This window comes from Methylobacterium sp. 285MFTsu5.1 (assembly GCF_000383455.1).
GTDB lineage: Bacteria > Pseudomonadota > Alphaproteobacteria > Rhizobiales > Beijerinckiaceae > Methylobacterium.
This window is the reverse complement of the sequence record NZ_KB911305.1, coordinates 1-18858: the sequence shown is the minus strand read 5'-3', so window position 1 is coordinate 18858 and position 18858 is coordinate 1. Positions and strand designations below refer to the sequence as shown.

At 61.3% G+C, this 18858-nt stretch carries 17 protein-coding genes; 15 read left to right on the top strand and 2 right to left on the bottom strand.

Going from position 1 to position 18858, the window contains the following annotated elements; all coding sequences use genetic code 11:
• Positions 1 to 7: 7 nt before the first annotated feature.
• Complete coding sequence (gene tssI, locus H288_RS0129060; RefSeq protein WP_026605392.1) at positions 8 to 1837, bottom strand: type VI secretion system tip protein TssI/VgrG; 1830 nt, start codon at positions 1835 to 1837, stop codon at positions 8 to 10.
• 96 nt (positions 1838 to 1933) lie between these two features.
• Here tssI and H288_RS0129055 point away from each other — a divergent pair, with 96 nt between their 5' ends.
• The 13 genes from H288_RS0129055 to H288_RS0129005 all read left to right on the top strand — a co-directional run bounded on the left by H288_RS0129055 (position 1934) and on the right by H288_RS0129005 (position 15677).
• Positions 1934 to 2467 carry an OmpA family protein gene (locus tag H288_RS0129055; RefSeq protein ID WP_043713371.1) on the top strand — a complete coding sequence of 178 codons (534 nt, stop codon included), beginning with the start codon at positions 1934 to 1936 and terminating at the stop codon, positions 2465 to 2467.
• 156 nt (positions 2468 to 2623) lie between these two features.
• Positions 2624 to 3928, top strand: coding sequence for a type VI secretion system ImpA family N-terminal domain-containing protein (locus tag H288_RS0129050; RefSeq protein ID WP_020096094.1), 1305 nt, complete (start codon positions 2624 to 2626; stop codon positions 3926 to 3928).
• 246 nt (positions 3929 to 4174) lie between these two features.
• Positions 4175 to 4714, top strand: a complete 540-nt coding sequence (gene tssB, locus H288_RS0129045; RefSeq protein WP_026605390.1) for a type VI secretion system contractile sheath small subunit — start codon at positions 4175 to 4177, stop codon at positions 4712 to 4714.
• A gap of 103 nt (positions 4715 to 4817) precedes the next feature.
• Positions 4818 to 6329, top strand: a complete 1512-nt coding sequence (gene tssC / locus H288_RS0129040; RefSeq protein WP_020096092.1) for a type VI secretion system contractile sheath large subunit — start codon at positions 4818 to 4820, stop codon at positions 6327 to 6329.
• Between the two features lie 367 nt (positions 6330 to 6696).
• Complete coding sequence (locus H288_RS0129035) at positions 6697 to 7185, top strand: type VI secretion system tube protein Hcp (protein ID WP_020096091.1); 489 nt, start codon at positions 6697 to 6699, stop codon at positions 7183 to 7185.
• Between the two features lie 126 nt (positions 7186 to 7311).
• Positions 7312 to 7845: a GPW/gp25 family protein gene (locus H288_RS0129030; protein WP_158684264.1), complete on the top strand. Its 534-nt coding sequence runs from the start codon at positions 7312 to 7314 to the stop codon at positions 7843 to 7845.
• On the top strand, positions 7842 to 9803 hold the full coding sequence (tssF, locus tag H288_RS0129025; protein WP_020096089.1) for a type VI secretion system baseplate subunit TssF: 1962 nt from the start codon (positions 7842 to 7844) through the stop codon (positions 9801 to 9803). The genes H288_RS0129030 and tssF overlap by 4 nt, the downstream gene beginning before the upstream one ends.
• On the top strand, positions 9800 to 10867 hold the full coding sequence (gene tssG / locus H288_RS33040) for a type VI secretion system baseplate subunit TssG (protein WP_051123796.1): 1068 nt from the start codon (positions 9800 to 9802) through the stop codon (positions 10865 to 10867). Before tssF ends, tssG begins: the two co-directional genes overlap by 4 nt.
• Positions 10848 to 13517: a type VI secretion system ATPase TssH gene (gene tssH, locus H288_RS0129015; protein WP_051123798.1), complete on the top strand. Its 2670-nt coding sequence runs from the start codon at positions 10848 to 10850 to the stop codon at positions 13515 to 13517. Before tssG ends, tssH begins: the two co-directional genes overlap by 20 nt.
• Positions 13518 to 13544: 27 nt before the next feature.
• Positions 13545 to 14405 (top strand): hypothetical protein, encoded by an 861-nt coding sequence (locus tag H288_RS34390; protein ID WP_199778786.1) that lies wholly within the window; start codon positions 13545 to 13547, stop codon positions 14403 to 14405.
• Between the two features lie 158 nt (positions 14406 to 14563).
• Positions 14564 to 14824 (top strand): DUF4087 domain-containing protein, encoded by a 261-nt coding sequence (locus H288_RS34385; protein ID WP_199778785.1) that lies wholly within the window; start codon positions 14564 to 14566, stop codon positions 14822 to 14824.
• Between the two features lie 174 nt (positions 14825 to 14998).
• Entirely contained in the window at positions 14999 to 15292 is a 294-nt protein-coding gene (locus H288_RS0129010; protein WP_026605388.1) for a hypothetical protein, read from the top strand.
• 4 nt (positions 15293 to 15296) lie between these two features.
• Positions 15297 to 15677 (top strand): hypothetical protein, encoded by a 381-nt coding sequence (locus tag H288_RS0129005; protein WP_026605387.1) that lies wholly within the window; start codon positions 15297 to 15299, stop codon positions 15675 to 15677.
• 41 nt (positions 15678 to 15718) lie between these two features.
• Here the strand turns inward: H288_RS0129005 and H288_RS0129000 are convergent, their stop codons facing one another.
• Positions 15719 to 16036: a PAAR domain-containing protein gene (locus H288_RS0129000; protein WP_020096084.1), complete on the bottom strand. Its 318-nt coding sequence runs from the start codon at positions 16034 to 16036 to the stop codon at positions 15719 to 15721.
• Between the two features lie 387 nt (positions 16037 to 16423).
• Between H288_RS0129000 and H288_RS33035 the strand changes: the two genes are divergently transcribed.
• Positions 16424 to 17647, top strand: coding sequence for a M23 family metallopeptidase (locus tag H288_RS33035; protein ID WP_020096083.1), 1224 nt, complete (start codon positions 16424 to 16426; stop codon positions 17645 to 17647).
• 91 nt (positions 17648 to 17738) lie between these two features.
• Positions 17739 to 18858, top strand: a 1120-nt coding sequence (locus H288_RS0128990; protein WP_199778784.1) for a caspase family protein, incomplete at its 3' end; no start/stop codon positions are given.

The window sequence follows — 18858 nt, the reverse complement described above, 5'->3', positions numbered from 1 at the left end:
GGACGCCTCAGTTGATCTTGATCAGCGGAGCGGTCTGCTCGATCTCGCTGACGGCTTCGATCTTGATCTGCCCGGATTCGATCTTGAGGGTCGAGACTGTCATGGTGATCTTGCTGGCACCAACCTCGAGAACAATTTCGCTGCCCGCCTTGAAGTGGATTTTCTCGGCGACTTCCCCGTTCCAGTTCCCACTCTCGACCTTCAAGGACTCATCGCCGTTCTTCAGCGTGGTGGCGCGAGAAGGTGAGCCGGCTGCGGTCTCGAAGGTCTCGCCGATGATACGAGTTTCGGCATGGCGCACCACCGAGTCGTGATCCTTCTCGGCTCGGAAACGGATTTTCTCCTCGTTCTTTTTATCCTCGAAAACAAATTCATTGTAGCCATTATGACCTTTACTTGAATCTGACTTAACTCCCGACATAGTTTTGTTCTGCGGCAGCGAATACGGATACTTGTAATCCTTGTTGTAGACGGCGCCTACGACGATCGGCTGATCTGGGTCACCTTCTAGAAACTCGACAACCACCTCTTGGCCGACCCGAGGGATGAATTGCCAGCCCCAGGCCTTGCCGGACCACATCTGCGCGACCCGGACCGGGCGGGAGATGCGCTTCTTGTCTCGGTTCCAGTGAAACTGCACGAAGATGCGACCCTCTTCGTCGACATCGATCTCCTCACCCTTGGTGTTCTCGCGTGTCACGACGATGGCGGTCTGAGGGCCTCGAATCATCGGCTTCGGCGTCGCGAGGGGAGCCCGGAATGGACGCGAACTTTTCAGAAGCTCGTAATGACCTCTGTAGATTTCATCCCCCTCCGAGCCGGCACCCGTCGCGTAGGCTTCCGACACGATGCTGTGAACGGCACGAACCACGAGGTACTCCCCGTCGTCGGTCGGATGTCTGTCCAGCGCTATGAGGCCGCCCGGATAGAGGCTGATGGCATCGCCCTGGGCGTGCTTGCGGTAATCGAGCGCCTGCTCGGCCTCCAGTCGGATCCGTGAGACCGTCTTACCGCGGTCGCGCTCGGTGAAACGGCCAGGATAATCGTAGACCTCCAGCTTCGCGTCCTTGTAGCTCTCAGATCCCTGAGATTCAGATTTCAGATCGGCGGTCGGTTTCATGTAGTCGAAGTCGTTGAGGGTATACTTGCCGGTGCGAAACCGACGCTCGGCCGTCCACTGGTAGATATGCTCCGAGATGCGGCGATTCTGGCCCGCCAACTCCACGTAGGGAAGCTTACCGCCAGGCAGGTCGATTTTTTTATGGCAGGACTTCGAATCGGCAATGACCAAGAGGTGCTGTCCGTCAGAATGCGAGTAGAACGTATAAAGGCCAAATTCCTCCATCAAGCGCGAGACGAAATCGAGGTCCGTTTCACGGTACTGGACAGTATATTCAATTTCTGGGTACTCGCTCTCATTGGCCTTTATGTCGTAGCGGCCAAGTGCCCCCTCGTCGAGAACCTCGCGAAGGATCGCGACGACGGTTTTTTTATTGAAGATACGACAATTTGACCGCCGGCTTAGTAGCCACAGCCAGGGTCGAAGCACCAAATGATAGGCATAGAGACTTTGGCTCATGCCGGTCCACTGTGCCTCGACGAGAACGCCATTGAAGTAACGTCTCGTCCCTCCATAACTCCCGACGTCGATCGTGCAGGGACGACCAATCGACTGAGTGAAATCGATATTCTTATTGGGGCTTAGGGCGTCAGCACGAAATTCGAACAACTCGCTCAAACCTTCGCTGCCATCCATCCTCAACAAGACCAATTCGTCCCCAGGATTGGGTGTTTTCAGGCGAGCTATCCGTTTTTCCTGCTTAGGAGAAGATTGCATTCGGCTGTCTTCCGACGTCTTAAAAAGTAAGCAACAGGCGCCTTGACAATACATGAGCCGCAACGCATAGTCGACCCTCCGACGGTGGGCTTGACGATGTTCCGGTCAAAATTGATTCTTGGCGTCTCTGCGTGCCTGCTGGCGACGGCGGCTTGGGGCCAATCCAAGCCGGCCTACACCGCTGCCGATATCGAGAGGCATTTCTCGGCGAAGGATCTTGGCGCGGCGCGCTCGCTCTGCATCGGCGTTGAGAGCGAGTGCGCGAAAACGGCGGGCTCGAGGCCGAAAATCAGCAGCGGTTTCGACCTGATCGTCAATTTTGATTACAACAGCGATACGCTCACCGAGGGAGCCAAAGCCAATCTCGACGAGTTCGCTAAGGCCCTGCGTGGGGCGAGCCTGGATCATTCCAGTTTCATGGTGGAAGGCCATACCGACGCGAAGGGCGGCGAAGGATTCAACATGGAACTGTCGGCGCGGCGTGCGCAGGCAGTGGTGCACTACCTGGAAGAGCGAGGGGTTGAGGCGAGCCGGCTTCAGGCAAAAGCGTTCGGCAAAAGCCGTCCTCGCACAAAGGATCCGTCTGCGCCGGAGAATCGCCGGGTAGAGGCGCGGTTGCAGGGCGAGTAGCGCGACGTACCTGATCCGATCCGACCGGGGGGGCGTGCTGAACGGGCCTTCTTCGTATGGCAATCCGGGATGGGCGGTTGACCTCGGCCTAGTTTATGGCAAAGCTCTGATGCCGCCGCGGCGCGGGCTCTCCAATCCTATGTTTGCGGCAGCCTGATGGCCTCCATAGACCTCACAGGGCTCGCAAAGCCTATATCGCCGGATGACGTATGCGGTCCGGATCTCGACTTCGAAGGTGACATACAGTTTTCGCAGTTCATGGCGAGGGCGGGATACTTTCTCCCGACCACGTATTTCCAGCGCAAGCCAAACGGCGAACTCGTCGCCTTCGACCGGGCGACGATCGACTTCAAGGCGGAGTTCCGTTCTCTCGAGGCACTCCTCCAGCGCACTCACGACCTTCGGTTGCTCTCGGTCACGAGCCGCCTCATGGCGCTCGATCGTCAATTCGCCGATTGCGCGCGCTGCCTCGAACTCGTGGCCGATCTGCTGGCCGGGGCGTGGGAGGAAATCCATCCCCGCGGCGAGGAAGACGACTACAGTTACCGGTCGGTCGTGCTCCAAGAATTCGATGATCTCCCGTCGATGATCATGCCACTTCAGCATCTTCCGCTGTTTCAGCATCGCCGTTTCGGTCCGATCTCTTACCGGACATTTCTCGTCACAACCGAGGCCGCACCGCCCCGCGACGGTGAGGCGGTTCTAGATCGCGGTGAATTGGAACGGGCCCTGCTCGAATCGGATCCCGACATGCGGGCGGAGTCGCAGGCGGCAGCCCGTACCATGGCGGCGGCGGTAGCTCGGATCAGCGAAGTCACGGCCGAGCGGATAGGCGACCAGAATGCCGTCAGGCTGACCCGCCTGGGCGAATTGGCGCAGGGCATCTTGCGATTTCTGAGCCCCGTCGAAGTCATCGTCGAGGCGCCGGAAGTGCCGGGGGAGATGGCGGAATCCCCCCCGCCACTTCGCGCTGGATCCATCGCGAGCGCTGCCCAAGCCGCAGCGGCGCTCGCGGCCGTCGCGGACTACTTCCAGCGATCCGAACCTTCCAGTCCGGCCGAGCTTCTGGTGCGCCAAGCCCGGCGCCTGATCGGTCTACCCTTCTCCGACATGCTGCGCACCCTGTTGCCCAATCATGCGGACGAAGCCACCCTCTACATAGGCCCAAAGCCGGAATCGTCCTTCGAGCTGCGCATCGACCACATGATGGACGTGTTGGGCCGCGACGGCGCGAGCTCGGATCGCCTGGATGTGCCTCCTCCCGAGACCGGCTTCGCCGTAGGATCCCGCACTGTCGCGGTCGCTTTGTTGAAGGAAGTCAGTGCCTTCTATCGCGCAAGCGAGCCATCCAGCCCTATCCCGCTTTTCACCGACCGCGCCTGCACGATGGTGAACAGGGATTTCTTGAGCATCCTCGCCGATGTGCTTCCTGGCATCCGCTTGTCACGCGACGGGGATTGATGTTCGTTCGAGGACCGACAAGCTTGACATCATAACAGGACTGGATTTTATCACTTCTTCGGAATGCGCTGCGTGGGTGGAGAAATTAGAGGCTAAGTAAGATCGAGACACGTCCGCCTGTGATCGGCATACTCTATGAAGCTTAAGTCGGTGCGGAGTACGTGCTCCGCTTCCAGCAAACTACCGGCACCGTAATAGAGTTCTTCACGGTTCACGGCGTTGTTGTAGAAGGCGCAGGAGATCGGAATGTCCGATTCAAGTCAGAAGTTCATCAAGCGCAACAGGCCACCACGTGTCCATATTACCTATGAAGATCCGTACGACGCCGAAAAGAACATAGAATTGCCCTTCGTCATGGGCGTTCTCTCCGACCTATCCGGGAACGATCCCGGCGTGGAGAAAGAGAAGGTCGGGGAGCGCAAGTTCGTCGAATTCGACATGGACAATTTCGAGCGGCGCATGGCTGCGATCCAGCCGGGCGCGACCTTTCGGGTCTCGAACATGCTGTCGGATGACAAGGACGAGAAGCTCTCCGTCAAGCTGCGCTTCAACAAGATGGAAGATTTCACGCCCGGCGCGATCGCGCGGCAAGTCGAGCCCCTCGCCGAGATCCTGAGGGCCCGCGAACAGCTTGCGAACCTGCTAAGATACATGGATGGCAAGACAGCCGCGAGTGATCAGATCCAGGCATTGCTGAAAGACCCTGCTCAGATGAGCGCATTGCTCCAGCTGGCTACCACGGCGAATCCGGCCTCGCCGGCGTCGCAGGACGAGGCGTCCGAGTAGCAGAAGACGAACCGCGCGCAGCCCGCAGGGCGAGCTCGCGCGGCTAGTCCGGTTGCGAACCTGCGGGCCGGTGAACACTTTGATCGGGTAACGAGAGGCGACCATGTCAGCAGGAACAGCCGGCCTGGAGCAGCGGCAAGACCAAACCACCGGGAAGCCCGGTGGCCTCGGAGAGTTCTCGGATCTGCTGAAGCAGAGCTTCAAACCGCGCAATAACCGAGCGCAGACGGAGGTGGAAAACGCCGTCGTCACGCTGATTAGCCAGGCGCTGTCGAACGCGGGTGTCGTGAAGAACGATGTCCTCGATACGATCGAGGAAATGATCGCTCGGCTAGATCAGAAGCTCACGGCGCAGGTCAACGAGATCCTGCATGCCGACGAGTTCCAGCGCATCGAGAGCGCTTGGCGTGGGCTCAACTACCTTGTGATGAATTCCGAGACGGACGCCACGCTGAAGATTCGCGTGCTGAACACTTCAAAGACCGAGCTGTACCGCGAGTTGCGCCAGTATCCCGGCGCGCGTTGGGACCAGAGTCCGCTGTTCAAGCAGGTCTACGAAGCCGAGTTCGGTCAGCTCGGCGGCGAGCCGTTCGGATGCCTCATCGGCGACTATTACTTCAATCATCAGCCGACGGACGTGTCGTTGCTGCGTGACCTGAGCAAGGTTGCCGCCGCCGCTCACGCCCCGTTCTTCGCGGCCGCCGACCCCATGCTCCTCGGGATGGACAGCTACACGGAACTCGCCAATCCCCGCGATATCGGCAAGATCTTCGACACGCCGGACTACGCCGCCTGGAAGTCCCTTCGCGATGCCCATGATTCGCGATATATGGGCCTCTGCCTGCCCCGCGTGCTATCGCGCGTCCCCTATGGCGCAAAGACTGAGCCGGTCGAGGAATTCGCCTTCGAGGAGGATACGGATGGACATAGGGGCGACAAGTACGCCTGGATGAACGCAGCCTACGCCATGGCCGTGAACATCAACCGCGCCTACAAGGATTGCGGGTGGACAGTCCGTATTCGAGGTGTCCAGTCAGGCGGCGAGGTCATGAACCTGCCGACCCACACGTTCCCCACCGATGACGGCGGCGTCGACCTGAAATGCCCGACCGAGATCGCGATCAGCGATCGGCGCGAGGCGGAACTGGCCAAGGCCGGCCTGATCCCGCTGATCCACAGAAAGAACACGGACAAGGCCGCCTTTATCGGAGCACAGTCCCTATACAAACCGAAGAGTTTCTTCGGCGAAAAGGGCGTTGAGGCGACCGCATCCGACAACCTGTCCTCGCGCCTGCCTTACATGTTCGCGGTCAGCCGCTTCGCGCATTACTTGAAGTGCATGGTGCGTGATAAGGTCGGCTCAACGATGGAGAAGGATCAGCTGACGCGTTGGTTGCAAGATTGGATCGTGCAATACGTCGATGGCGATCCTGTCAATTCGTCTGAGAAGGTCAAAGCTAGCAAGCCGCTGGCGGCCGCAAAGGTCGAGATCTTCGAAAACGAGGAAAATCCGGGTTATTACGCGGCTCGCTTTTACTTGCGGCCCCACTTCCAGCTCGAAGGAATGGATGTCGGCATGAGCCTCGTCTCGCGTCTTCCAGTTCCGAAATCCTGAGACTGGCGAGGCCGAAGATTTTCTTCTGGAAAGTTCGCCCGGGGGACGTGCCACGCGCTCCTCTCGCTGACGAGAGAAATCGGAGAGGAGGCAGCACTGAACTGCTCAGTGCCATCACCGTTCCTTTCCCTCTCATCGAGGCGGAGTGTCCTTGCGTGGAGCACCACGAGCGCACGATCTGGGCCTTAGCGGAGCGCTTTAACGCCAATCATTTCTGTCGCCGAAAGTGCGGTTATCGTTCGACTTTTGGCAGAGGGGCCCGAGTGATCTGTGCCCCTACAACGAAAGTGCGGCTGGCGTCTGGGATCGCGTATCTCGATCAGGGCGACATCAGTTCTGTGAATATTTTGAAAGGGAGAGACTTGCCATGGCTGTCGACATGTTCCTCAAGCTAGAAGGCATTGATGGGGAAACTCAGGACAAGGATCAGAAGGGCAAGAAATCGATGGACGTCCTGGCCTGGAGCTGGGGCGGCTCGCAGGCCGGCACGTCGCACATGGGCTCCGGTTCGGGCACAGGCAAGGTAGCCGTCCAGGACATCAGTCTGACGAAATACATCGACCGCGCCTCTCCAACCCTGTTCCAATTCCTCTGCAACGGCAAGCCCATCGACAAGGGAACGCTCACCGTCCGTAAGGCCGGCGAGAAGGCGCTCGAATACATCATTATCGAAATGGAACAGATTATTGTCACCAACGTCTCGGTCGGTGGGTCCGGCGGCGAGGATCGGTTGACCGAGAATGTGTCTCTGAACTTCCGCAAGTTTACCTACAGCTACCAGCCGCAGAGTGCGAATGGCGGCCCCGAGGGCGGCGCCGTAAAGGTGATCTGGAGCATCGCCGAAAACTCGGCTTGAGGTTGCCGACCGGAGGCGCGTCAGCCCCTCGCATCCTACGTAAGATGCGAGGGTTAGAGCGCTTCCGGCTGTCATGCAGCACATCGCTGGTCGAGAGCTAGGTCATCGCAGATTGAGGAATTGAAGGTGGCGGTCCGTGTCCGATCCTCAGTTGTGGATGTGTTCCGCACCGCCTTTCAAGATCGCGATCGGGGCTACGAGGCGCTGGCCTCGGATGCGGACCAGCTGCGCCCTATCGTCGGCCGCAAGTCCACCGTGGCCGGTGTCGTGTCGGATGCCGAGTTGCTGCAGAGCGTGTGTCGCGATCTTGGGACCCTGCTCAATGCCGTCAATTTCGCAGGCGGGACCGATCTCACAGCCTTCCCTCAGATCCGGAGTTCGATCCTGAATTTCGGGTTCCCCGACTTGGTCCACCGTTCGATCGACAAGGGAACGATCACCCAGATCGGCGCGGAACTGGCGGCGGCCCTCTCGATGTTCGAACCGCGCCTAGCCCGTGACTCGATCCGATGCGTCTGCGACGAGCGCGTCGATGCCGACATGCTTCGGATCCGCTTCATCGTCTCGGCGGATCTCGATTGCGACCCGCTGAATGTCCCCGTGACGTTCTTCGCCGACCTCGAACGGGATTCCGGCAAGATCCTGGTCCAGCGCCGATGAATCAGGAGTTCCTCGACCTCTACAATCGCGAGCTCGGCATTCTGCGGGAGCAGGGCCGGGAGTTTGCGGAGGAGTTCCCGAGTCTCGCCGAGCGCCTGGGTGGATTGCTCGAAGAGCGATCGGATCCCATGATTTTGGGCATGCTGGAGGGCGCGGCGTTCTTGGCCGCCCGCGTCCAACTGAAGCTGAAGCACGAATTCCCCGAGTTTACTGCTAACCTGCTCGAACAACTCGTCCCGAACTACCTAGCCCCGACACCCTCTGCGCTGCTGGTGCAGGTGAAGCCAGCCTTCGGCGATGCAGCTCTGCGGGAGGGGCGTCAAATCCCAGCCGGATCGCATCTCGACTCTATCTATCGGGAGGCGCAGCGCCAGATCTCGTGCCGATTCTGCACGACCGCCGACCTGACGATCTGGCCATTTGAAATCGTCCAGGCCGAATATTTCGCCTCGCCCGGTTCTCTCCAGGCGCTCGGCATACCCACGGGCTCAGAATGCGTCGCGGGCTTGCGACTCAAATTCCTCCACCGCACCGCACCGCGCCAAGAAGAGGAGATGCCCGACAAGATCGCCGCCCAGGAACCGGCAAGCTGGGCCGCTGGCTGTCAGATTGAGCGCCTTCCAATCTATCTGGTCGGCCCGGAGGCCGAGGCCGTTGCGATTTTAGAGCAGCTGCTCGCGAACCGCATCGGCCTATTCTTTCGCATCCTCGACGCGACGGGCGACCCCCTGGTGATCCCCGGCGCCCTTGACGCCATCCGGCCAGTCGGCTTGGGCGCCGAGGAATCGCTCGTCCCGAACGACCTGCGGGTCTTCGAGGGCTTCGATCTCCTGCGGGACTATTTCCTGTTTCCTCGCAAATTCCTCGGTTTCGAAGTCGCTGGCCTCGCTGCGGTCATGCCGCGGCTCCGGGCACGCACCTTCGAGATCGTCGTCACGTTCGACGAGGCGAATGCCCGCCTTCCGGCGGCCGTCAAGACCGAGGCTTTTGCGCTGTACGCGGTCCCCGCCATCAACCTGTTCCAGATGTCCCTCGATCGAGTTCCCGTAGTCGCGCGCCAGCATGAGTTTCACCTCGTTCCCGACCGCAGCCGCAGCCTCGATTTCGAGGTTCATCAGGTCCTCGAGGTCCACGCCCACCGGGCCGGTCTGAGCCACAAGGTCGCGGTTCCTCCGCTCTATGCCGCCTCTCGGGAGGGCGGCAGGGAGCCTGGTCTGGCCTACACGATCCGCCGCCTCCCGCGCCAAAGGACGGGCGCCGAGCGAAGCTACGGATACGTCTCGGACTATGCCGGGACGGACGTGTTCCTGTCCCTCCTTGAGCCCGATCGCCTCGACGACGAGCGCGGCGTCGCGGAACTCAGCGTCCGCGCCCTCTGCTCAAACCGGCACCTGCCGGAGCAGCTCCCGGTAGGCGAGCGCCCCGTCGATTTCCACTTCCTCGACGACGCCTCCCTGACGGTCGTATGCCTGAGCGGACCGACCCGCCCACGCGAAGCCGTGGTCGCATCCCTGCGCAGCCGCACCGAGACCGCCTTCACCGGCTCGGTGGCGTGGCGCCTGATCAACATCCTGAGCCTCAACCATCTCGGGCTCGTCTCGCGGGGGGCCGGACGCGGCGCCGAGGCCCTGCGTGAGGTGCTCATGCTGTTTGCCGACCTCAGCCAGGGCTCCACTGAGCGCCGCATCCGGGGCGTGCGGGCCATCGACAGCCGGGCCGTGAACCGCCGGCTCCGCCACCGGACCGGTACAGGCACCGCTCGGGGTACCGAGATCACAATTTTGCTGGAGGAGAAGGCGTTCGAGGGTACGGGCTGCTTCCTACTCGGCTTGATTCTTGATCGGTTTTTTGCCGAATATGCCGGAGTAAATCACTTTACGCAGACGGTGCTTTGCACGGTCGAGCGCGGCGAGATCATGCGCTGGCCGCCCCGGGTCGGCGCTAGGCGGCCCCTGTGAGCGCAGCGCCCGAAACCCTCCGCGCTGCCCTTGAGGCGGAACCCTACAAGTTTGATCTTCTCTGGTTGATGCGCCTGATCGAGCGCAGCTTTCCAGATATGCCGCGGATCGGCGACAGCGCCAGCCGCGATCAAGATTACCTCGCCCTCGGCGAGAACCCGTTCCTGGCCTTCCCACCCTCCACGATAGAAGCCGTGGAGACAGATGCCCAGGGGCGCCTGCGCCTGTTCGTCCGCTTCCTCGGGCTCCTGGGGCCGCACGGGCCACTCCCGCTGCAGACCACGGATGAGACCTACGGATGGTGGAGTAACGGCCATGCAGGCTTCCCGCGTTTCCTCGATCTCCTGAACCACCGGTTCCTCCAGCTGTACTACCGAGTTTGGGCGGACGCCCGGCCGGTCGCGCAGGCGGATCGGCCTCATCAGGATCGCTTCGCCGATTACATCGGCAGCGCGATCGGGCTCGGGTCGGAGATTTTTCGGGGGCAGGATACGGTCTCGGACGCGGCGAGGCTGAATTTCGCCGGGCTTCTCGGCCCGAAGGCCCGGTCCGCGTCGCGCTTGCGCCAAGCGGTCGAGGGTTTGTTCGGCATCCGCTGCGAGGTGGAGGAATTCGTGGGCACCTTCCTGCCCTTCGATCGCGCCGATCAGACTCGGCTCGGGAAGTCCTTCGCGGGACTAGGCGTCGATTGCTTGATCGGCGCGAGCGTCTTCAGCATTGAGGACACGATCCGGCTGCGGCTTTACGCCCGCGACCGCGACGCATTCGAATCATTCCTGCCGACGGGACCGCTCTGTACGCCTTTGGCGGATCTTCTCTACTTCTATCTCGGCTGCGAGATTGACTGCGAAGTGGAGATCGCCCTTCCGAGACGGGCAGTACGCCCGCTCCAGCTCAACCGGGAGGCAGGGGGGCGGCTCGGCTACACCACCTGGATGGTGAGGACGCAGGACGCGGACGCTGAGGGATATCGCTGCGATGCGAGGTTGAACCCAGCGGAACGCGCCCGGCGCCCCGCTGATGCAGAACCACAGGGGGACCGACATGGCCGACATCAGTCTTGAGACTGTCACCGGCAAACTCAACCGCGTCGGCTACGAAGCCTTTTTCCAGGCCTTGCGCCACGCCAAGGGGGCCGGCAACCGAAATGTCGAACTCGGCCACTGGCTGCTTCACCTGCTGCAGCGCAGCGGGACCGACATCTCCCTGACCGCGGATGCCTACAAGCTCGACCAGGCGCGGCTGCTCGGCGAGATCGAGCGAGCGGTCTCCGGCCTGCGCCGCAACGAAACTGAGATGCCGGGCATCTCGAACGCCGTGGTCGACCTGCTCGACCGGGGCTGGCACTACGCGACCCTGTTCTTCGGTGAGACGCAGATCCGCACCGGCCACATCTTGGTGGCTGGGCTGAAGGCCCCAGAGCTGCGCCGCGCCTTCCTTGCCCTATCGCAGGAATTCACCAAGATCCCGGTCGAGGCGCTCAGCGCAGAGCACCGGGACCTCTGGGGCCGGTCGGATGAGGAAACCCTGCAGCCCATGGACGGCTCGGGCGTTGTCGCGGCCGGGACGCCCGGGGCGGCCTCCGGCGCGACGAACGGCAAGACCGCGCTCGATCGCTTTTCGCAGGACCTCACCGCCCGCGCCGCGAGCGGCGAGATGGACCCGATTCGGGGACGCGACGAGGAGATTCGGCAGCTCGTCGACGTGCTGATGCGCCGCCGCCAGAACAACCCGATTCTCACGGGCGAGGCTGGCGTCGGCAAGACCGCCGTGGTGGAGGGGTTTGCTCAGCGGATCGCCTCGGGCGACGTTCCGCCCTCGCTGAGGGGCGTGCGCCTCTGCGCCCTCGATATCGGGTTGATGCAGGCCGGGGCCTCGATGAAGGGCGAGTTCGAGCAGCGGCTCCGCTCAGTCATTGACGAGGTGCAATCTTCCCCTCACCCCATCATCCTGTTCATCGACGAGGCCCACACCCTGATCGGTGCCGGCGGCGCCGCCGGGACGGGGGACGCGGCCAACCTGCTCAAGCCTGCGCTTGCCCGGGGCACACTCAAGACAATCGCCGCGACGACCTGGGCGGAGTACCGCCAGTATTTCGAGAAGGACCCCGCCCTCACGCGCCGGTTCCAGGCGATTCAGATTGGCGAACCCGATGTAGCCCGCTGCTGCGACATGGTGCGCGGCCTGCTGGCGCCGATGGAGAAACACCACGGCGTCCGAATCTCCGACCGGGCAGTGATGGCCGCCGTTGAGTTCTCGCACCGTTACATTCCCGCCCGTCAGCTTCCCGACAAAGCAGTGAGCCTGCTCGACACGGCCTGCGCCCGCGTCGCAATCAGCCAGAGCGCGACGCCGGCGGCCATCGAGGACGCGCGGGCGGGCATCGCCGCCCTGGAGGCTGAGCGCGCGGCCCTGGTCGCGGACCGCGACCTCAACATGGCGGACGAGGGGCGTGTCGGCGAGATCGACGCCGAATTAGAGGTGCGGCGAACCAAGCTGACGGAGCTCGATGGGAAATGGTCGTCCGAGCGCGGCCTTGTCGACGAGATCCGGGCGTTGCGCCAGGCCCTCGGCCGCGCGGAGCCTGACGCGCAGACGCAGCGCGACTCGCTACGCGACCGCTCCGAGGCCCTCGCCGCGATCGATCCGGAAGGGCGCATGATCTACGCCCATGTGGACGAGCAAGCGGTGGCCTCAGTCGTCTCCGATTGGACTGGCATTCCGGTCGGTCGGATGGTGCGTGACGAGATCGAGACCGTCCTGCGCCTGCCCGAGATCCTGAACAAGCGCGTGGTCGGCCAGTCGCATGGACTGTCGATGATCGCGAAGCGCATCGAGACCAACCGGGCTAAGCTTGAGAACCCGAACAAACCGATCGGCGTGTTCATGCTCTGCGGTCCCTCCGGTGTCGGCAAGACCGAGACGGCGCTCGCCCTCGCCGAGGCCCTCTACGGAGGCGAACAGAACATGATTACCATCAACATGAGCGAGTTCCAGGAGGCGCACACAGTCTCGACGCTCAAGGGCGCACCGCCCGGCTACGTCGGCTATGGCGAGGGTGGGCGGCTCACCGAGGCGGTGCGGCGCCGCCCCTACAGCGTCATCCTCCTCGACGAGGTCGAGAAAGCGCATGGCGACGTGCACGAGATCTTCTTTCAGGTCTTCGATAAGGGGATGATGGAGGACGGTACCGGCCGGCGGATCGACTTCAAAAACACTCTTATCATCCTGACTTCCAATGTCGGCACTGATCTCCTCATGCAATTGGCGCAGGATCCAGATTACGTGACTGATCCCGCGGCGATGGCGGCAGCGCTGCGTCCGCAACTCCTTAAGGTGTTCCCGGCCGCGCTCCTCGGTCGGATGGTGACGATCCCGTATCTCCCGCTCTCACCGGAGATGCTCGGCGGCATCGTTCGGCTCCAGCTCGACCGGATCGGACGCCGCATTCGCGACAACCACGGCGCAGGGTTCCGCTACGACGACGCCGTAGTGTCCCACATCGTCTCCCTGTGCAATGACCCCGATTCGGGTGGTCGAATGATCGACAATGTCATCACGGGCACAATCTTACCGGACATTTCTGTGAAAATACTGGGCCATACTCTTCACGGCAACAAAGTACTGTCCATCGAGTTAGCGATGGGCGAGGGGAAGATCGAGTGTCAAGTCCAGGTCGGAGCCGTCGTCGCAACGGCGCTGCATCAACCGTAAGCTGCTTTGAAACCGAGGATGCTTGGCGTGTCCCTCAAATCGCTTCAAGTCGGCCATTACGACACGAACACTTTCCGCAAGAAGTTCCTGGAGGTGTTCGCGAGTAGTCCTAAATATAATTTCAAGGCGCTGAACGATGTTCTTGTCCTCTTGGACATGATCGCTCGCGATCCTTGCATTACCGATCGGCGATGGGCCGCCTACATGCTCGCCACCGTGATGTGGGAGACCACCTCACTCGAAACCCATTACGTCCAGGCGAAGGACAAGAAGGGCCACCCGCTCTTTGAGAAATCCGGCCATCCGATCATGCTGAAACGTAAGGCATGGGTCTACAAGATGGCTCCGGTCGATGAGGTTGGACACGGTAAGGGACGACGTTACCATGAGCCGGTCAAAGTCATGCGTCTCGACGACGGCGGGGCACGGATCACCGAGCCGGACTGTGATCAGTTTAGCATATCAAAATTCGGCGTCGTTAAGCGATTGACGAAACACGCGAGAATGGGGTCCCAAGCTGGCGGCCCGCATCATAAAACCTTTGACCAAGCTTCGGGGCAGGAACATGCATATTTCGGGCGCGGCTACGTGCAACTGACCTGGTGGTCTAATTATGCTTCGATGAGCGTCGCACTCAAGCGCGGCCTAGACTTGTTACTTCACCCCGAGCAGGTCAAAACCCCACGAGTCTCCTATGAAATCATGTCCTACGGCATGCGGACGGGGTTCGGCTTCGCCAACGGGCACAAGTTCAGCAATTATTTTTGTGGGCAGCTCTGCGATTATGTAAATGCACGGAAAATGGTCAATGCATTGGATCACGCCGATGAGATCGCGGAAATTGCCCATAGATTTGAATATATACTAAAAAAATCTTCTCTCATCTGAAGGCTCATGGTAGCAAAAATTAATGAGTGACTGTATAGAAATCTAGTTATGCCTTCGGTGGTTTGAGGAAAACCGAAATGTGTCATCGTTCGGTTGGATTTATTGAGATCGGGCTCGCCGCAAGTATCTTGAGCCTGTGCCCGGGACTCACGTCCGCGATGACGCCCAAGGATGAGGTTCGATGCGGCTGGTTCGATAATCCGAGCCCGGGTAATGCGACGCTTTACGACCGGGACGGCGAGTGGGCCATCGCGATCCAAGGCGGGCATCAAGCCAAAGGAGATTGGCCACCGAATTTTGCCCCCTCCCAGCATGTAAAACCCGGGACCGCTAGCTATGGATATGGTTGCGCCTGCTTCACGGCGACTTTTGACAAGGCGGAACACTCGGTCATCGCCATAAAATCATCGATTTCTTGAGACCTCAAATCCTGTCGGGCTGATCACAAGGTCAAGAAACTCGAGGGAAAATTTTAGAACAATTCCCGCCGAAGCGGACGCGGGTTTGAGGCAGGCAGCTTCTCTGGGAGTTTTCGTAATCAAATAAAGCTTGATCGAAAGTCAAATTTTAACGCAGCCGTTGCGGGGTCTAATATGACAAAAGAAAACCGGTTCGAACAAGTAGATGAAGCGCCCGACGATGCGATGACCTTAATCTTAAGCCGCGCGGGAGACCGTCTATTCGGGAAGTTCGTCTGCCCCGCCTCCGTCACCGGCGGCCGCCTACCGAAAGATTTTCGAGGCGCCGAGATGCCGCTGAAGGAGTCATTTCGGGCGGCGATCAAGTTTGCCAACGATTTTAAAGTGCCAATGGTTGTCATCGATCCGGATGGGCTGTGGCAGCCGGAGTGGGGCATGCTCGAGCGCGAGGACGACTCAGTGGAATGACGGTATGTTCAAGGCACTGAATACGTGGGTCAACCTCGGCGCCTTCCGGCCTAACGATCCCAACCGCGCGACCGCCATGGCCTTCGTTTTCCATCACATCCGTCCCGTCACGAAGCAGACGGTCGTGCTCGACGATGGGCGCTGGCTCCAGCTCATGCCGAACGAGGTTTCGCTGATCGGCGGCATCGGAGCTGACACGTTCATCTGCTTCAAGCGACAGGGGGAACCTGGTACCGGAGAACTCGTCAAGTTCTATACGGCCGAACAGATCATGCGCTATCCGACAGGCTCCTTCATCCAGTGGAGGCTTGCGCAAAGTAACTTGTACAGTTCGGGCTGGGACGTCTTTAATGGTCCCATGCGCATCACAATCGCCTGGGCCTGAGCGCTCCGCGCAGGATCAAATTTCTCGGAGCGGGAGGCGTTTCAGCCCCCGATCAGCACGGTCGGCAAGCCAGTCGTGATCACGCCTCCGTGGGTGGTCAGGTCGCCGATCCGTGCTGCGGGTTGGCCGCCGATCAGCACTGTCGCGGACCCTTTTATAATCGAATCGACTGGCCCGGTGCACAGAGCGAGGTCCCCGACCCGGGCGGCGGCGATGCCGCCGATTAGCACGGTCGGCATGCATGGCGGCAAGATCGGCCCGCCGACATGCGGCACGAGCACCGTCACCATCGGGCAGGTGTGGAGATCCGTGATACGGGCCGCAGGCATACCCAAGGCAAACTCTCCATCGATCGCCAAGCTTGATGACACTATCCGCTCCGCGCTTATGGGGCAAAACCTAGCAGACGGCCCGGATTGCCGTCGCGCACGCGACCTCTGACGGATAGGTGCTCCATTGGTTCGGTCATGTCCTTACGGCGGCGATTATCGCTACCAGCCGGCGTAATCTGAAACGGAGAAAGTTCCGCTCCGGCACAGGCCGTTGTCGAGATGCCATACCGATTTGGAAACGCCGGGATGGCCATCCACAGCCAGTCCCAATTCGGGTACACTCACGTATCGCGGAGACGGTGGACTGTTCCGTGAGTTCCGTGGGGAAGGGTAGCCGTGAGGCGGGCGTCGACGAGGATCGGTCGGGTATCCGGCAGCAGCCGCCGCTCGGCTTCGGCGAGGCCGTCGTTCCGCGTGGCGGCTTACCTCGTCGCGTTGCTCCTGGTGTGGGCGGCCGTCGCGTCCTGGTTCGCTTATTCTGGCGACCGGGAGAGCAAGCGCCTGGCAACTGAACAGGCAAGCCAGAAGGCAGCCTACGAAGACAAGGTGCGCGCGCTGACCCGTCGCCTCGTCGGCGTCGCGAGCCATCAGGTTCTGGAGCAGGATGGTCTCGCGGGGCGGATAGCGGACATCGTCACCCGCCAGGTCGACCTTGAGAACCGCCTCGCGACGCTCAACGCCTACGCCCAGCGCGTCGCTGAGCCCAGCCGTGCGCCGACTGAAACACCGGCTCGGGAGCCGGCTCCCACCACGGGACCATCCGCGGGCGAGTCGAACGTGCTGCAGCTTGGACGATCGCGCGACCTTGGACAGTCCGGGCCTGGACCCCGCTCGGACCTTGGAGGCACTGGCGCCGATTCGATATCGGGGCGAGTGCGGGCGTTCCTGGCACTGCCAACGCGCGAGCAGTTTGCAGGCCTCGAAGTCTCCCTCGACCGCGTGGACCGGATGGAGGTGCGCGTCCTCGGCGGCTTTGCTCAACGGGTGCGGGATGAGATCAGCATCCTGCGCGGAGCCCTCACCGGTCTCGGTGTCGCCATGACGCTTCAGCCTGCGTCGGCGATCGCGGCAGCAACAGGCCCGAGAGACGCGTTCGAGGCAGCCACCCGTACTCTCGAGGCGGCGTTTGCCGAGCAACAGCGGTGGCGTTTGGCCGCCGATCAGGTTCCTTTGCGGCGTCCCATTGAGCAAGCGGAGCGGCATCTCACCAGTAATTTCGGCCAGCGCAAGGACCCGTTCACCGGCACCGCGACGATGCATGCCGGGATGGATTTCCGGGCCCCGGTTGGCACCGAGGTGCGGGCCACCGCCGCCGGCCGGGTCATCACGGCGGCACCGACCGGCGGATACGGCAACCTCGTGGAGATCGACCACGGCGGTGGGGTGGTGACGCGCTATGGCCACCTCTCGGTCTACGCGGTCTCCGCCGGGCAGGCGGTGCGGCCGGAGACGGTGATCGGCCAGGTCGGCTCGACCGGGCGCTCAACTGGGCCGCACCTCCATTATGAGACGCGGGTCAACAGCGTTGCGGTCGATCCTTTGCGCTTCCTCAAGGCTGGCTCGGTCCTTCCGAACATGGGCGCGGTGTCCGAGATCGTTGAACCGCACAACGCGGGTGGCGAGGAATCGGACGATTGATGCCCTCCCTCCGTAATCCATTGGCGCGACAGGCGCCCATGACTAGACCAGCGGGAATGACCGAGTTCTACGTCCGGATCGGCGCATTTTCATGCGTCGCAACCGCTGCTGGAACCGTGGGGTAGCCATGCAGGCGCGCAGGCTCCTCGTCCTGATCGTCAGCCTCGTGCTGACTTTGACTGCGGAGGGCGCGCTTGCCGCACCGCCGGAGCGGCGCGTCGCATTTGTGGTGGGCAATGCTACCTATCAGCGCTTTCCTCCTCTGCTTAATCCGCGCAACGACGCAGAGGACGTCACGTCGGCGCTGAAGAAGGCGGGATTTCAAGTTTACGGCGGCATCGATCTGACCCGAGAGACGTTGCGCGACCAACTTCGGCAATTTGCCCGCGCTGCGCAGGGAGCAGATGCCGCTCTCGCTTACTATGCGGGGCACGGGCTTCAGTACAAAGGCCGCAATTACATCGTCCCAATCGATGCCAAGCTTCAGGACGAGTTCGATCTGGAATACGAAACTGTCCGGGTGGACGATATAGTCGGCGAACTCAACCGTGCCGACGGAGCGAGAATTCTTATTCTTGATGCCTGTCGAAATCTTCCACTGAAAGAGCGCAGCGACCGTAACCCATTCGATACGGGCTTGGCCAAGATAAGTGGTCGCGGCCTCGTCGTGGCCTATGCGACCCAGGCCAATGCGCTGGCCTATGACGGAACTGGGCGCAACAGCATCTTCACGAGCGCCTTCTTGAAGATCATTGACGAGCCGGGCTTGGATCTCCCTCAGTTCTTTCAGCGCGTCAGCATGACTGTCGATACCCAGAGCAAAGGTCAGCAAACGCCAGAGCTGTCTCTATCCTATCCAGGAAAATTCGTCTTCAACCGCAGCGAGACCGATCGCGATGTTTGGCGAAGGATCCGCGACAGCAGCGACGCCCTCGTGCTACGAGACTTCATCAAGCGTTATCCAGACAGTGATTTTGTTGAGCTAGCAAAGCTCCGGCTCAAGCTCCAGGATGATTGGAGAGCCCTTGAGACGCAACAGGAGCAGCGGAAGAAGGACGCCGAGATACGCCGCAACGCCGAACAGGCCGCCCACGAAGCCGAGGCGAAGAGGCGCATCGACGAGGCGCGCCAGCGCGCGCTTGCCGAGGAGCAGGCCGAGAAGGCCAAGCGCGCCGAGGCTGCGCGTCTAGCCGACGAGGCGCGCCAGCGCG